Source organism: Streptomyces sp. NPDC053513 (genome assembly GCF_044544765.1).
Classification (GTDB): Bacteria; Actinomycetota; Actinomycetes; order Streptomycetales; family Streptomycetaceae; genus Streptomyces; species Streptomyces litmocidini.
Genome location: NZ_JBITXP010000007.1, coordinates 77,241 through 91,340 on the forward strand (window position 1 = coordinate 77,241; position 14,100 = coordinate 91,340).

Annotated in this window: 12 protein-coding genes and 1 pseudogene; 8 read left to right on the top strand and 5 right to left on the bottom strand. The window is 75.4% G+C overall.

Features of this window, described 5'->3' with window-relative positions:
• Positions 1–33 precede the first annotated feature (33 nt).
• Positions 34–2,121 carry a SpoIIE family protein phosphatase gene (locus tag ACIGW4_RS14260; protein WP_398714042.1) on the top strand — a complete coding sequence of 696 codons (2,088 nt, stop codon included), beginning with the start codon at positions 34–36 and terminating at the stop codon, positions 2,119–2,121.
• Between the two features lie 108 nt (positions 2,122–2,229).
• The gene (locus ACIGW4_RS14265) at positions 2,230–3,621 is read left to right on the top strand and encodes a wax ester/triacylglycerol synthase family O-acyltransferase (protein ID WP_359588753.1); all 1,392 of its coding nucleotides are present in this window, start codon (positions 2,230–2,232) and stop codon (positions 3,619–3,621) included.
• Here the strand turns inward: ACIGW4_RS14265 and ACIGW4_RS14270 are convergent.
• The 3 genes from ACIGW4_RS14270 to ACIGW4_RS14280 form a co-directional block, all read right to left on the bottom strand.
• Complete coding sequence (locus ACIGW4_RS14270) at positions 3,584–5,254, bottom strand: alpha/beta hydrolase (protein ID WP_399580517.1); 1,671 nt, start codon at positions 5,252–5,254, stop codon at positions 3,584–3,586. The genes ACIGW4_RS14265 and ACIGW4_RS14270 overlap by 38 nt on opposite strands.
• 247 nt (positions 5,255–5,501) lie before the next feature.
• Positions 5,502–6,848, bottom strand: a complete 1,347-nt coding sequence (locus ACIGW4_RS14275) for a sensor histidine kinase (protein ID WP_399580519.1) — start codon at positions 6,846–6,848, stop codon at positions 5,502–5,504.
• Entirely contained in the window at positions 6,845–7,516 is a 672-nt protein-coding gene (locus ACIGW4_RS14280) for a response regulator transcription factor (protein WP_359588757.1), read from the bottom strand. The genes ACIGW4_RS14275 and ACIGW4_RS14280 overlap by 4 nt, the downstream gene beginning before the upstream one ends.
• A gap of 108 nt (positions 7,517–7,624) precedes the next feature.
• Between ACIGW4_RS14280 and ACIGW4_RS14285 the strand changes: the two genes are divergently transcribed.
• The 6 genes and pseudogenes from ACIGW4_RS14285 (at position 7,625) to ACIGW4_RS14310 (ending at position 12,956) form a co-directional block, all read left to right on the top strand.
• Complete coding sequence (locus ACIGW4_RS14285; protein WP_399580522.1) at positions 7,625–8,497, top strand: Fpg/Nei family DNA glycosylase; 873 nt, start codon at positions 7,625–7,627, stop codon at positions 8,495–8,497.
• 10 nt (positions 8,498–8,507) lie between these two features.
• Positions 8,508–9,257, top strand: a complete 750-nt coding sequence (locus ACIGW4_RS14290) for a LytR/AlgR family response regulator transcription factor (RefSeq protein ID WP_398714032.1) — start codon at positions 8,508–8,510, stop codon at positions 9,255–9,257.
• A 70-nt stretch (positions 9,258–9,327) separates the two neighbouring features.
• Positions 9,328–9,711 (top strand): annotated as a pseudogene (locus ACIGW4_RS14295) (hypothetical protein); the annotation flags it as partial.
• Positions 9,706–9,882: a pentapeptide repeat-containing protein gene (locus tag ACIGW4_RS14300; protein ID WP_399580850.1), complete on the top strand. Its 177-nt coding sequence runs from the start codon at positions 9,706–9,708 to the stop codon at positions 9,880–9,882. The pseudogene ACIGW4_RS14295 and the gene ACIGW4_RS14300, both read left to right, overlap by 6 nt.
• A gap of 10 nt (positions 9,883–9,892) precedes the next feature.
• Complete coding sequence (locus ACIGW4_RS14305; RefSeq protein WP_359588759.1) at positions 9,893–11,638, top strand: cation acetate symporter; 1,746 nt, start codon at positions 9,893–9,895, stop codon at positions 11,636–11,638.
• A 109-nt stretch (positions 11,639–11,747) separates the two neighbouring features.
• Positions 11,748–12,956, top strand: a complete 1,209-nt coding sequence (locus ACIGW4_RS14310) for a sensor histidine kinase (protein WP_398714030.1) — start codon at positions 11,748–11,750, stop codon at positions 12,954–12,956.
• Positions 12,957–12,962: 6 nt separating this feature from the next.
• Here ACIGW4_RS14310 and ACIGW4_RS14315 read toward each other — a convergent pair whose 3' ends face one another.
• Both ACIGW4_RS14315 and ACIGW4_RS14320 read right to left on the bottom strand, forming a co-directional pair.
• Positions 12,963–13,460, bottom strand: coding sequence for a hypothetical protein (locus ACIGW4_RS14315; protein WP_123457626.1), 498 nt, complete (start codon positions 13,458–13,460; stop codon positions 12,963–12,965).
• A 206-nt stretch (positions 13,461–13,666) separates the two neighbouring features.
• The gene (locus ACIGW4_RS14320; RefSeq protein WP_123456698.1) at positions 13,667–14,098 is read right to left on the bottom strand and encodes a PaaI family thioesterase; all 432 of its coding nucleotides are present in this window, start codon (positions 14,096–14,098) and stop codon (positions 13,667–13,669) included.
• Between the last annotated feature and the right edge of the window lie 2 nt (positions 14,099–14,100).

Below are 14,100 nucleotides of genomic sequence, written 5' to 3' on the forward strand. Positions count from 1 at the left end.
GCGCACCGGCGGGGCTGCGCCTAGCGTGGCCCCATGAGCGCGGGCAGCGGGGGCGGCGAGGCGACCGCACGGCCGGGCCGTGCGCCGGACCGGACGCGGCCCGGGGCCCGGATCCTCGCCGACCACGGCCCCGCCTTCCGCATGGGCGGCTTCGACTGGGACCTGCTCAACGGGACCATGACCATGGACGACGCCGCCCTCGACGTCTTCGACATGGACCGCGACGAGTACGACGGCAGACCCGAGAGCCTGGGCTCGCGCGTGCTGCCGGACGAGGCCCGCCGGCTCGACACCCTCGTGGCCCAGGCGCTCAAGGACGGCAGCGAGCAGTACGGCGCGTACTTCCGCATCCGCCGCCGGGACGGCAGCCACCAGTGGACCCACACCCAGGGCCTCGTCCACCGCGACGACACCGGCCGGCCCGTCCGCATCATCGGCATCCTGCGCGACGCCACCCACGAACTCACCGAGTCCGCCGCCCGGCTCGGCCTCGACGAAGGGCGCAGACAGCGCGCCGGCGTCGTCGAGGGCACCACGGCGGCCCTCGCCTACGCCCGGACCGTGCAGGACGTCATCGACCTGCTCAACGACTCGCACGCGCTCGAACACTTCGGCGCGGCCAGTCTCGTCATGGGCCTCCTCGAAGGCGGGCGCATCCACCTCGTCGCCGAAGGACCCGACGGGGCCTTCGTGCCGGGCACCCGGTTCACCCGGGTGGACGAGCCGTACCCGATGAGCGAGGTCATCCGGACCCTGCGCCCCCGGTTCATCGAATCGGCCCGGGACTTCGCCGACTCCTTCCCGGTGCTCTGGCCGCACATCAGCGGGCTCGGCATCACCGCCGCCGCCTATCTGCCGCTCATCGCCCAGGCCCGGCCCATCGGCGCGCTCGGCCTGCTCTACAGCGACAGGACCGGCTTCAGCGAGGACGAGCGGACCCTGCTCGTCGCCCTCGGCAGCAGCATCGCCCAGAGCCTCCAGCGGGCCGTGCTCTACGAGCAGGAGCACGACCTCGCCGAAGGGCTCCAGCAGGCGATGCTGCCGCGCCGGATCCCCGAGGTGCCCGGAGCCCAGACGGCGGTCCGCTACCGCTCGGCCCGCCTCGGGCGGGACATCGGCGGCGACTGGTACGACATCATCCCGCTGCCCGGTGGCCGGGTCGGCTGCGTCATCGGCGACGTGCAGGGCCACGACACCCACGCGGCGGCCGTCATGGGCCAGCTGCGGATCGTGCTGCGCGCCTACGCCGCCGAGGGCCACCCCCCGGCCACGGTGATGGCCCGCGCCTCGGTCTTCCTCCACGAGCTCGACACCGAGCGCTTCGCCACCTGCACCTACGCGGAGGTCGACCTCGCCACCGGGGTCGTCCAGGTGGTGCGCGCCGGCCACGTCGACCCGCTGGTCCGGGAGATCGACGGCGGCTGCCGCAGGCTCCCGGTCGGCGGCGGGCTGCCGCTCGGGCTCTCCGCGGAGTTCGGCCGCCTCGACTACCCGGTGACCACCCTGGAACTGGACCCCGGCCAGACGCTGATGCTCTACACCGACGGGCTCGTGGAGAAGCCCGGAGCCGACCTCGACGAGGGCCTGCAGTGGCTCTCCTCGCTGGTCCGGCGCGGCCCCGCCGACCTTCAGCACCTCGCCGACCACCTCTGCGACGTCGTCGCCGAGCGGGGCGGCGAGGACGACGTCGCGATCCTGCTGCTGCGCCGCCACGGCACGTACCACCCGCAGGGCACCGGCCGCTTCCAGCAGCACGTCGCCCAGAACGACCCGGAGGCGCTGAGCTCCGCCCGGCACATGATCCGGGCGGCCGTCCGGGCCTGGGGTGCGGGGGAGCGCGCGGACGAGATCGAACTGGTCGCCGACGAGCTGATGACCAACGCCCTGATGCACACCGACGGCGGAGCGATCGTGACGCTGCGGATCCTGACCGGCCCCCCGCGGCGGCTGCGGGTGGAGGTGGAGGACCGGTCCAGCGCACTGCCCCGGCGCCGCGAGGCGGGGGAGGCGGGGGTGTCCGGCCGGGGACTGCTCCTGGTCGACCGGCTCTCGGACGTGTGGGGCGTGGAGCCGCGGGGCGGCGGCAAGTGCGTGTGGTGCGAATTCATCGTGGAGCGTTGAACTTGTTAACTGAGCGTGAACTGATCGTACTTGACCGTAACTGACGGTATGCGATTGACTTCGCTCACCGGTCTCATCGCGCAGGAAATCGCAGGACAAGAGGACAACTTGAGCAGCGAGCTACTGGCACCCCTGGACCTGGCCTTCTGGCACCTGGAATCCACCGAACACCCCCTGCACCTCGGGGCCCTCGCCCACTTCGGCCCCCCGCCCGCCGCCGTCGGACAGGAGCCCCCCGACGTCCTGGAGCTGCTCGCCCGGCGGGCCGCCGCCGTCCCCCGGCTCCGGATGCGCGTCCGCGACGTCCTGTTCCCCGTCGGCGGCGCCGCCTGGAGCGCCGACCCCGACTTCGACGTGCGCCGGCACGTCCGCGAGATCGCCCTCCCCGGCGCCGACTTCACCGCCGAGGCCACCCGGCTCGCCGCCGAACTCATGGAACGCCCCGTCGCCCGCGGCCTGCCGCCCTGGGAGATGTACCTGCTCAGCGGCGCCCCCGACGGCTCCTTCGCCGTCCTCGTCAAACTCCACCACGCCCTCGCCGACGGCATGCGGGCCGTCGCCATCGGCGCCGGGATCTTCGACGAGATCGCCGCGGGCCGGCGCCCGGCCCGCCGCGCCCGCCCCGTCCCCCCGCGCTCCTGGCTCCCCGGTCCGGGCCGCCTCCTCGACATCGCCCGCGACCGCCTCGGCGACCTCGGCCGGGCCGTCGAGGTCGGTGCCTCCGTCGTCGGCTCCTCGGTCGCCCGCGCCGGCCGCCTCGACGGACAACCCGCCGCCCCGCTCGCCGCCGACTCCAGCGGCACCCGCCGGATCGCCACCGCCACCCTGCCCCTCGACCGCGTCCACCGCATCCGCCGCGCCAGCGGCGGCACCGCCAACGACGTCCTCCTCGCCCTCGTCGCCGGCGCCCTGCGCCGCTGGTTCGACGGGCGCGGCCTGCCCCTCCCCGGTGCCGCCCCGCGGGCCCTCGTCCCGGTCTCCCGACGCCGTCCCGGCGCCCCGCCCGGCCCCGGGAACAGCCTCTCCGGATACCTCCTCGACCTGCCGGTCACCGAACCCGACCCGGCCGCCCGGCTCGCCGCCGTCCGCCACGCCATGGACCGCAACAAGGCCGCCGGACCCTTCCGCGGAGCGGGCGCCGTCGCCCTCCTCGCCGACCGGTTGCACCCGCTCGCCCACCGCTTCGGAGCCCCCCTCGCCGCCGGCGCCGCCCGGCTCCTCTTCGACCTCCTCGTCACCCAGGTGCCGCTGCCCCGCTCCGCGCTCTCCCTCGGCGGCGCCCCGCTGCGCGCGCTCTTCCCGATGGCCCCGCTCGCCCGCGGCCAGTCCCTCGCCGTCGCCATGTCCCCGTACGGCGGCCAGGTCCACATCGGCCTCGTCGCCGACGGCGAGGCCGTCCCGGACCTCGACGAGCTGGCCGCCGCGCTCACCGCCGAACTCGACCTGCTGGATCCGGCGGACGCTACGGCGCGCACGTCGTGCCAGGCCGGACCTTCGTGAGGGAGACCAGGTACTCCTCGACCTTCTCGTCGACGCAGGAGTCACGGCCGTACCCGGTGTGGCCGGGCGCCTCGAAGGACAGCAGCATGCCGCCGGGGAACTGGCGGGCCAGGCTCACCGCCTCGTCGTAGGGCGTGGCGGGGTCGCCCGCCGTGCCCACCACGAGGACCGGTGGGACGCCCGGGGCGTGCACCCGGTGCGGCCGCCGGGTCCCGGCCGGCCAGTCCGCGCAGACCAGTTCGCTCGTCACGCCGGACGTGCCGTAGACGCCCGCGGCCCTGTCGGCGGGGGCCAGCGCGTCCCAGTACGCCCGCGCGTCGCGCGGATGGGGGACGTCCAGGCAGTCGACCGCCATCAGGGCCGCGTCGCTGTTGTCCTCGGGCCCGTCGCTCGCGGGCTCTTCGGAGGCGGCGGGGCCGGTGTCGCTGTCGGGGTCGGTGGTGTCGCCATCGGTGTCGGCGTCGGTGTCGGCGTCCGTGTCCGGGGTCTCCTCGTCGCCCGCCGCCAGGGCCGCCAGCTTCGTGCCGTCCCCGCCGTCCGCCGCGCGCAGCGCCTCGGACAGGCCCTCCCACTGCGCCTCCGGCGTGTACATGGACAGGCTGAGCGCGGAGACCAGGCCCGCCGCGTCGAGCCCCTCCTCGGAGCCGTCGACCGACAGCGGTTCGCGCCGCGTCCGGTCGAGCAGCCGGTCCACCAGCGCGCGTATCTCCCCGGGCGTCGTGCCGGGGCAGGCCTCGCCCACCACGTCGGCGCAGGAGTCGGCGTACTCCTCCACCGCGTCCCGGAAACCGGTCGACTGGTTCAGCACGCGCTGCCGCCAGTCCAGGGAGGGGTCGACCGCTCCGTCCAGGACCATCGCCCTTACGCGGCGCGGGAACTGCTCGGCGTACGAGGTGCCCAGGCTCGTGCCGTACGACCAGCCGACGTACGTCAGCCTCCGCTCGCCCAGCGCGGCCCGCAGGACGTCCATGTCCCGGGCCGCGTCGTCCGTCCCGACGTGCGGCAGCAGCGGACCGCTCGCCTTCCGGCAGGCGGCGGCCGTCGCCCGCGCGTCCGCGAGGGCGTCGGCGCGCTCGGCGTCCGTGCGAGGGTAGAGCGGCACCTCGTGGGCCTCATGGACGTCTTGGGCCTCGCGGGCCTCGTCCTCGGCCCGGTCGTCGGTGAGGCAGGTCAGGGCCGGCTTGCTCCCGCCGACGCCGCGCGGGTCGAAGGACACGATGTCGAACCGCTCGCGCACGCCCTTCCCGATGTCGTCGGCCACGCCGTCCTTCAGGAGCCGTACGCCGGGCTCGCCCGGTCCGCCCGGGTTCAGGACGAGCGAGCCGAGGCGCTTGCCGGGGACCGCGGTGGCCGCCTTCGCCACCGGCAGGGCGAAGGTCTCGCCGTCGCCGGGACGGTCGTAGTCCCTCGGGACGGTGAGCGTCGCGCACCGGAAGTCGCCGCAGGGCCGCCAGTCGAGCCTCTGGCCGTAGAAGCGCCGCAGGTCGGGGCGGGCGGCCGGGTCGGCGGCGGCCGTGGACCCCGGCCGGCTCCCGTCCTGGCCGGACCCGGCCGTGCAGGCGGCCAGGGACGTGGTGCCGAGGACGGCGAGGGCGAGGACGAGGGCCCGGTGGCGGGCGGCGGTGCGGAACACGAGGAACTCCCCTGGGGTGGTCGGTCCGGGGAAGGGTCGCGCACCGATGCTGAGGTTTTCCTGAAGAGGCCCGTGCCGCTCCGCACGGCCCTGCCCGCTCCGTACAGTCCTGCTGTGCTCCGCACCGGCCCTGCAGCGCTTCGTACGGCCCTGCCTCGCTCCGTAGTACGACCCTGCATCGCTCCGTACGGCCCTGCGCCGCTCCGTACCTCACCTCCTCGGGCGACCTCACCCCCTTGAGCGCGAGTCAGCCCGAGACCGGCAGGCGCAGGACGAACCGGGCCCCGCCGTGTTCCCCGCGCTCCCCGCGCTCCCCGGGGCCCGTCGTGAGCGTGCCGCCGTGCGCGTGGGCGACCCAGGAGGCGATGGACAGACCGAGGCCGGTGGACCCGGATCCGCTGCGGAACCGTTCGAACAGGGCGCCCGCGACCTCCGGAGGCAGGCCGGGGCCCGCGTCCTCGACCGTCAGCACCCCGTCCCGGCCCACCGTGATCAGCACGTCCGCCGGGACGCCCGGCGCGTGGCCGTGCGCGAGCGCGTTGTCCAGCAGGTTGCCGACGGCCCGGCGCACGAGTTCGGGGTCGGCGACCACGACGGCCTCCTCGGCCTCGACCCGGACGCGGTGGCCCTCCGTGGGGGCCTCGTCGACCACCGCCTCCACCAACTGGTCGAGGCGCAGCGGCTGGCGCGCGACCGCGGCCGTACCGGACATGAGCCGGGCACGGGTGAGCAGCCCGTCGACGAGCCGGCCCATCCCCTCCGCCAGGCGCAGCGTGCGCCGGTGCACGTCCGCGCTGTCCGTCTCGCCGCGCAGCGCCGTCTCGGCGAGCGTCCGCAGCGAGGCGGCCGGGGTCCGCAGATCGTGCGCGGCGTCCGCGAGGAACGTCTCCTGCCGGTCGAGCGCGGCGAGCGCGGGACGGACCGCCCGTCCCGACAGGACGTGTCCGACGGCCGCCGACAGCAGGACGAGCACCGCGCAGCCGCCCGTCACCAGCCACACCAGCCGCCGGTGGTCGTCCCGCTGGGCGGTCGCGTCGGCCACGGTCACGAGCACGCCCTGCGGCCCCTCGTCGTCCGCCGCCTCCGGGGCGTAGAAGGGCTGGGCGAACACGCGTACCGGCCCGCCGTCCGTCGTACGCCCGTCGAAGGCCCGGACGCCGTCGGCCCACACCGCCGCGCGGCCCGCCTCCAGGACCACGGCCCGGCTCACCGTCAGACACGGTTTCGCCGGAGCGTGCTCGACCCTCAGCGCGCCCCGGTCGTCCCCGTCCGCGAGGAGGACCGTCAGCGGCGGGCACGCGGTGTCCACCGAGTCCGCCAGGACGTCCAGGACGAGCCGCCCCTCCTCGTCGGTCTCCAGGAGACCGAGGGCCCAGCTGGTGTCCGCGTCCATCGTGTGATCGAGCTGCTCCCGCCAGCGGCCGCTGTCGCTGCGCACGGCGAGCACCGCCATCGCGATCAGCCCCACGGCGCTGGTCAGCGCGAACAGCAGGCTGATCCGCCGGCGCAGCCGCAGCACCCGGGCGGTCGGCGTGAGCGTCGCGGACCGGCTCCGTGGCCGGCCTCCCGCCCGGCCGGGCAGCGCGGGCCTCACCGCGCGTCGTCGGGGGAGAGGCGGTAGCCGACCCCGCGCACGGTGTGGATCACCTGTGGGTCCCCGAGCTTGCGGCGGAGCTGGGAGACGAGCACCTCCAGGACGTTCGACTGCGGCTCGGCCATCTCGTCCCAGCAGCTCTCGATCAGCTCGGCGCGGGAGACCGTCTGGTCGGCGCGCGCCGCGAGGACCTCCAGGACCGCGAACTCCCGGCCCGTGAGCGTCAGCAGCACCCCGGCCCGGCGGACGTGCCGGCGGGCGGTGTCGATCTCCAGGTCGCCGACGCGGTGCACCGGCGGGCGGACGACCGCGGCCCGGCGGCACAGGCTGCGCACCCGGGCGACCAGTTCGGGCACCGCGAACGGCTTGACGAGGTAGTCGTCCCCGCCGCTCGCGAAGCCCTCCACCCGGTCCGCCACCGTGTCGCGCGCGGTCAGGAACAGCACGGGCACGTCGCGGCCGGCGCGTCGCAGCCCGTCGACGAAGGCGGCGGCGTCCCCGGACGGCAGCATCCGGTCGAAGACGGCGCAGTCGTACGCCGTGACGAACAACGCCTCGTCGGCCCGCGGCAGATCGGCGGCCTCGTCGACGGCGAGCCCGGCGGCCCGCAGGGCGGCGGCCACCCCGAACCGGAGATCTTCGTCGTCCTCGACGAGCAGTACACGCACGTCGCACACCCTAAGCCCGTCCGGACACCTGACCGAGCGCCTGTCCGGACGCCCGTACGGACGGGTCCGGGGCGTGCGGCCCGATGCCCCGTGCGGCAGGGTGGAGCCATGCCCGAACTCCCCGAGGTGGAAGCACTGCGCGCCTTCCTCGACGCGCATCTGGTGGGCAAGGAGATCGCCCGCGTCCTGCCCGTCGCGATCAGCGTCCTCAAGACGTACGACCCGCCCCTGAGCGCCGTCGAGGGCGCCGAGGTCACCGCGGTCGGCCGGCACGGGAAGTTCCTGGACCTCACCACCGGCGGCCCGGCGGGCGAACTCCACCTCCTGATCCACCTCGCCCGCGCGGGGTGGCTCCGCTGGCAGGACCCGCTGCCCTCGGGGCCGCCCAGGCCCGGCAAGGGCCCGCTGGCGCTGCGTACCGCTCTCACCGGAGGCGACGGCTTCGACCTCACCGAGGCCGGCACCACCAAACGCCTCGCCGTCCACCTCGTCCACGACCCCCGGGAGGTGCCGGGCGTCGCCCGCCTCGGCCCCGACCCGCTCGCCGAGGACTTCGGGCCCGAGGAGTTCGCCGCCCTGCTCGCCGGGGAACGCCGCCGGATCAAGGGCGCCCTGCGCGACCAGAGCCTCATCGCCGGCATCGGCAACGCCTACAGCGACGAGATCCTCCACGCCGCGAAGACGTCACCCTTCAAACCGGCCCGGAACCTCACCCCCGAGGAGACGGCCACCCTCTGGACGGCGATGCGCACCACCCTCCACGAGGCCGTCGAACGCTCCCACGGCCTCGCCGCGGGCAAGCTCAAGGCCGAGAAGAAGAGCGGCCTGCGCGTCCACGGCCGCACCGGCGAACCCTGCCCCGTCTGCGGCGACACGATCCGCGAGGTCTCCTTCAGCGACTCCTCCCTCCAGTACTGCCCCACCTGCCAGACCGGCGGGAAGATCCTCGCCGACCGCCGCATGTCCAGACTCCTCAAATAAACTCCCGCGCATGCTGCGCGTACTGGCCGTCGACGACGAGGAACCCGCCCTCGGCGAACTGCTCTACCTGCTGCGCGCCGACCCCCGGGTGCGGACCGCCGAGGGGACGGGCGACGCGGCCGCCGCGCTGCGGAGGATCGGGCGCGCCCTGGACTCCGGACCCGACGGCGACGACGGCATCGACGTCGTCTTCCTCGACATCCACATGCCCGGCCTCACCGGCCTCGACGTCGCCCGGTTGCTCGCCGGCTCCGCCCGGTCGCCGCTCGTCGTCTTCGTCACCGCCCACGAGGGCTTCGCGCTCCAGGCCTTCGACCTCCAGGCGGTCGACTACGTCCTCAAGCCGGTCCGCCGCGAGCGGCTCGCCGAGGCCGTCCGGCGCGTCCACGGACTCGTGCACGCCGCCCCCGCGCCCGCCCCTGCCGCACCCGAGCAGATCCCCGTGGAGCTCGGCGGCGTCACCCGTTTCGTCGCCGTCGACGACATCGCGTACGTCGAGGCGCACGGCGACTACGCCCGCCTCCACACCGACCACGGCAGCCACCTCGTCCGCATCCCCCTCTCCACCCTCGAAGAGCGGTGGGCCGACCGGGGGTTCGTCCGCATCCACCGCAGCCACCTCGTGGCCGTCGGCCGGATCACCGAACTCCGCGTCGACGGTGGTGCCACCTCCGTGCGGCTCGGAGCCACCGACCTCGCCGTCTCCCGTCGGCACGCCCGCCACCTGCGGGATCTCCTGACGCGCCGAGCGGGCGGCTGACCCCTACCGGCCCGTGAGTTCTTCCGCTTACACTCCACGGGCCCGTCCGACCGTGAGGGAGCGGACACCGATGTCCGAGCACCACACCGCGCGCCGGCCCCGGCGCGAGACCGTCACCTACGCCTCGGCCCTGGGCGACCGGTCCGTGCCCCCGCCGCGCCCGCGCCCCCGGACCCCGCACCCGCCCGCCCGTTCCGAGATCGACGAGCAGACCACCCTCGGTCACACCTACGTACGCTCCCTGATGCGCAGCCAGCTCCGCGCCGCCCTCACGGCCCTCGGCGCCCTCGCCCTGCTCGTCGGTTCGCTGCCGCTGCTGCTCGCGCTGCCCGCCCCCGAGGCGCTCGTCTGGGCCGCCCTGGGCTTCGGCGTGTATCCGGTCGTCTGGGCCGTCGCCCACTGGTACGTCCGCCGGGCCGAACGCAACGAACACGACTTCACCGGCCTGGTGGAGACCGTCTCCGCCGAGAGCAGCTCCACCGACACCGTCTCCGCCGAGACCGGCTTCGCCGACACCGGTTCCGCCGAGACCGGCTTCGCCGACACCGGTTCCACCGAGACCGGCTTCGCCGACACCGGTTCCGCCGAGACCGGTTCCACCGACACCGTCTCCGCCGAGCGGTGAACCGGCCCGTATGAACCAGACCTACGCGGTCGCCGCCGTCACCGCCGTCGTCCTCGCCACCGTCCTCATCGGCGCCCTCGGCCTGCGGATCTCCCGTACCACCTCCGACTTCTACGTCGCCTCGCGGACCGTCCGGCCGGCCCTCAACGCCGCCGCCATCAGCGGCGAGTACCTCTCCGCCGCCTCCTTCCTCGGCATCGCCGGACTCGTCCTCGTCCAGGGCCCCGCCATGCTCTGGTACCCGGTCGGCTACACCGCCGGATACCTCGTCCTGCTCGTCCTCGTCGCCGCCCCGCTGCGCCGCTCCGGGGCGTACACCCTCTCCGACTTCGCCGAGGCCCGGCTCGAATCCCGGCGGGCCCGGCGGCTTGCCAGCCTCCTCGTCGTCGGCATCGGCTGGCTGTACCTGCTGCCGCAGCTCCAGGGCGCCGGACTCACCCTGGAGATCCTCACCGGCGCCCCCGACTGGGTCGGCGGCCTGCTCGTCGCCCTCGTCGTCACCGGCACCGTCGCCGCGGGCGGCATGCGCAGCATCACCTTCGTCCAGGCCTTCCAGTACTGGCTCAAGCTCACCGCCCTCCTCGTCCCCGCCCTCTTCCTGCTCGCCGCCTGGTACGGGGACGGGGCGCCCCGGGCCCGCTTCGACGCCCCCGCCGTGCTCCGCGACCACACCGTCGTCCGGGTCGCCGACACGGTGCGGATCGGGCTCGACGCCCCGCTCACGGTCACCGTCACCGGCAGCGTCGACTCCGTCGCGTACACCGGCCGGACCGTCACCCTCGCCCCCGGCACCCACCACGTCCTCGGCGGCACCTCGCTCGCCTTCGCCCCGGGGGCGCCCCTGCCCGACCGGGCCGCCGGCGGCTCCGACCCCCTCGGCTGGTCCCAGCCGCTCGCCGGGGGCCGCGACGGACACCAGCTGTACGCCACGTACGGACTGATCCTCGCCACCTTCCTCGGCACCATGGGCCTGCCGCACGTCGCCGTCCGCTTCTACACCAGCCCGCACGGCCGCGCCGCCCGCCGCACCACCCTCGTCGTGCTCGGCCTCGTCGGCGCCTTCTACCTGCTGCCGGGCCTGTACGGAGCCCTCGGCCGGATCTACGCCCCCGAACTCGCCCTGACCGGCTCCGCCGACGCCGCCGTCCTCGTCCTGCCCGACCGGATCCTCGGCGGGCTCCTCGGCGACCTCCTCGGGGCGCTCCTCGCGGCCGGCGCCTTCGCCGCCTTCCTCTCCACCGCCTCCGGGCTGACCATGTCGGTCGCCGGGGTCCTCACCCAGGACGTGCTGCCCGCCCGGGCGTCCTCCCGCGGGGTACGGCACTTCCGTCTCGCGACGCTGCTCGCCACCGCCGTCCCGCTCGCCGTCGGGGTGGTCGCCTCCAAGGTCCCGGTCGCCGACGCCGTCGGCCTCGCCTTCGCCGTCTCCGCCTCCTCCTTCTGCCCGCTGCTCGTCCTCGGGATCTGGTGGCGGCGGCTCACCCCGCCCGGCGCCATGGCCGGGCTGCTGCTCGGCGGCGGCTCCGCCCTCGCGGCCGTGATGGCGACCCGGGCCGGACTCGCCCCCGAGGGCTGGCCGCACACCCTGATGGCCTGGCCGGCCGTCTGGTCGGTCCCCCTCGGTTTCCTGACGATGGTGCTCGTCTCGCTCGCCACCCCGCGCCGGATCCCGCCCGGCACCCCCGCCATCCTCGCCCGGCTCCACCTCCCGGAGGAGATCACCGGAGCCGTCCCCACCCAGGAGGCACGCCGATGACCGCCCCCGCCCCCGGACCACGGGGCGCACGTCCACGACGGCCGGGCACGCCGACGACCGCCCCCGGCACCGGCCGCGAGGCGCACGCCCGCGACGGCCGGGGGCGCCGATGAGCGGGATCGCCCTCGCCGCCACGGTCGCCGCCGGGACCGTGCTGCTCGCCGCGGGCTTCGTCCTCGGCCGGTTCGCCGCCCGGCGCGGCGGGCGCGCCGCCGACACCGACCTCGGCACGCCCGTCGAGCGGGCCACCTTCCACACCCTGCACACCGCCTCGCTCGCCGCGCCCCCGCTGCGCGCCGGACTCACCGAGGAGACCGCCCGCAAGGCGGCCCGCACGCTCCGCTCGCTGCTCGGCACCGAGGCGCTCTGCCTCACCGACCGGGACGCGGTCCTCGCCTGGGACGGGCCGGGCGAGGACCACCACCGGGCCCACGTCCCCGAGCAGGCCGCCGCGACCCTGGCGACCGGCCGCAGCCGCTCCGCCCACAGCGGCTGCGACGACCCGGCCTGCCCGCTGCGCTGGGCGGTGATCGCCCCGCTCACCGGGGAGGACGGCGTCCTCGGCGCACTCGTCGCCTACGGCTCGCGGGAGTCGGCCGTCCTCGTGCGGGCCGCGACCGAGCTGGCCCGCTGGGTCTCCGTCCAGCTGGAACTGGCCGAACTCGACCGCTCGCGCACCCGGATCGTGGAGGCCGAGATCCGCGCCCTGCGCGCCCAGATCTCCCCGCACTTCATCTTCAACTCCCTCGCCGCCATAGCCTCGTTCGTCCGCACCGACCCCGAGCGGGCCCGGGAACTCCTCCTGGAGTTCGCCGACTTCACCCGCTACTCCTTCCGCAGGCACGGGGAGTTCGCCCAGCTCGCCGACGAACTGCGCTCCATCGAGCAGTACCTGGCCCTGGCGGGGGCCCGCTTCGGGGACCGGCTGAAGGTGACCCTGCAGATCGCCCCCGAGGTGCTGCCGGTGACCCTGCCGTTCCTCTGCCTCCAGCCGCTCGTGGAGAACGCGGTGAAGCACGGCCTCCAGGACCGGGAGCGGGGCTGCCGCGTCACGATCGCCGCCCGGGACGCGGGCGCCGAGGCGGTGGTGACGGTCGAGGACGACGGCACCGGCATGGACCCCGAACGGCTGCGCGCCGTCCTGCGCGGGGAGCACCCGGCGGGCTCCGGCATCGGCCTGTCCAACGTGGACGAGCGGCTGCGCCAGGTGTACGGGGCGGAGCACGGGCTCGTCATCGAGACCGGGGTCGACGCCGGGATGAAGGTGACGGTGCGGATCCCCAAGTACCGTCCGGGGGTGCACCCTTCCGCGCCGTAGCGGGTGTCAGCGCAGGTGCAGCGACAGGTGCGCGAGCGGAAGGCCCAGCTTCCAGGCCGGGAGCCAGACCTGCTCGGCCTCGTCGACCGGGCTCTCGGGGTCGGTCCGGCCGTCGAGGTCGGCGGCGCGGATCCAGGTGTCCCGCAGCCGGGCCCAGGCGGTCCGGGCGAGCGCCAGGTCGGGGCCGTCGTCGCCGGCCGCCCGCCGCGCGGCGAGCCGCTCCTCGACCCAGGGCGGCCAGGGCCGGTCGTACGCGGTGTGCCGCAGCCACTCGTCGACCCGGCGGCCGGCCCAGGGGCCGGCCGGCCCGTCCGGTTCCCCGGCGAGGTGGACGGTGAGGGCCAGCGCCTGGAGGCCGGCCCGGTACTCCAGTGAGCCGGGTGCCACGAGCGCGGCGGCCCGCAGCACCTCGTCGGCCAGGTACTCGGCGCACAGCCAGGCCATCGGGACGGCGAGGCCGCCGCCGCTCGTGCCGCCGGCGCCGTTCGTGCTCTCGGGCAGCAACGCTCCCACCTTCTCCCCGGACATGAGGGCCCCGGACGTCAGGGGCCCGGGGGAGAGCCTCCTCCGTGAAGGGCGCCCGCGGGTCCCGCTTTGCTCAACTCGCCCGTGTGGTTTCGGATACGTTTCCCGGCCGGATCGGTACGGGTGGGATTCCTGGTGTCGGGCGGGTCGAGGGCGGCGCGTGGGGCGGGGGAGTCCGGGCCGGCTCAGCCCAGGAGCGCGTAGACGGCGGTCGCGTGGGCCGCGGTCTCCTCCGTGCCCTCGGCCGTCATGGTGATGTCGGCGAAGGCCATCCGCTTGCCCGCCTTGGTGAGCCGGGCCCGTACGAGCACGTCGGCGCCGATCACCGCGCGCTGGAAGCTGATGGACTGCTGGACGGTGGTCATCGGCACGAAGCCGCCCCGGGCCGCGGCGACCGCGATGACCGTCGCGGTGTCGGCGGCGGCCATCAGGGCCTGGCCGGAGAGACCGCCGCCCTCCCGGGCGAGCCGGTCCGACCAGGGGAGCCGGAGCACGGCCTCGTGGCCGTCGGCGGACTCGGGGGAGCCGACGGATTCGACGGTGAGTCCCAGGTCGAGCACCCAGGGGGCGAAGTTGTCGGCGAGGACCTTTTCGGCGGCGGCGAGTGTCAGCGTCACGG

Coding starts and splice junctions, on each gene's coding strand:
- ACIGW4_RS14260 (WP_398714042.1), top strand. CDS start 34: ATGAGCGCGGGCAGCGGGGGCGGCGAGGCGACCGCACGGCCGGGCCGT.
- ACIGW4_RS14285 (WP_399580522.1), top strand. CDS start 7,625: ATGCCCGAACTCCCCGAGGTGGAAGCACTGCGCGCCTTCCTCGACGCG.
- ACIGW4_RS14290 (WP_398714032.1), top strand. CDS start 8,508: ATGCTGCGCGTACTGGCCGTCGACGACGAGGAACCCGCCCTCGGCGAA.
- ACIGW4_RS14305 (WP_359588759.1), top strand. CDS start 9,893: ATGAACCAGACCTACGCGGTCGCCGCCGTCACCGCCGTCGTCCTCGCC.
- ACIGW4_RS14310 (WP_398714030.1), top strand. CDS start 11,748: ATGAGCGGGATCGCCCTCGCCGCCACGGTCGCCGCCGGGACCGTGCTG.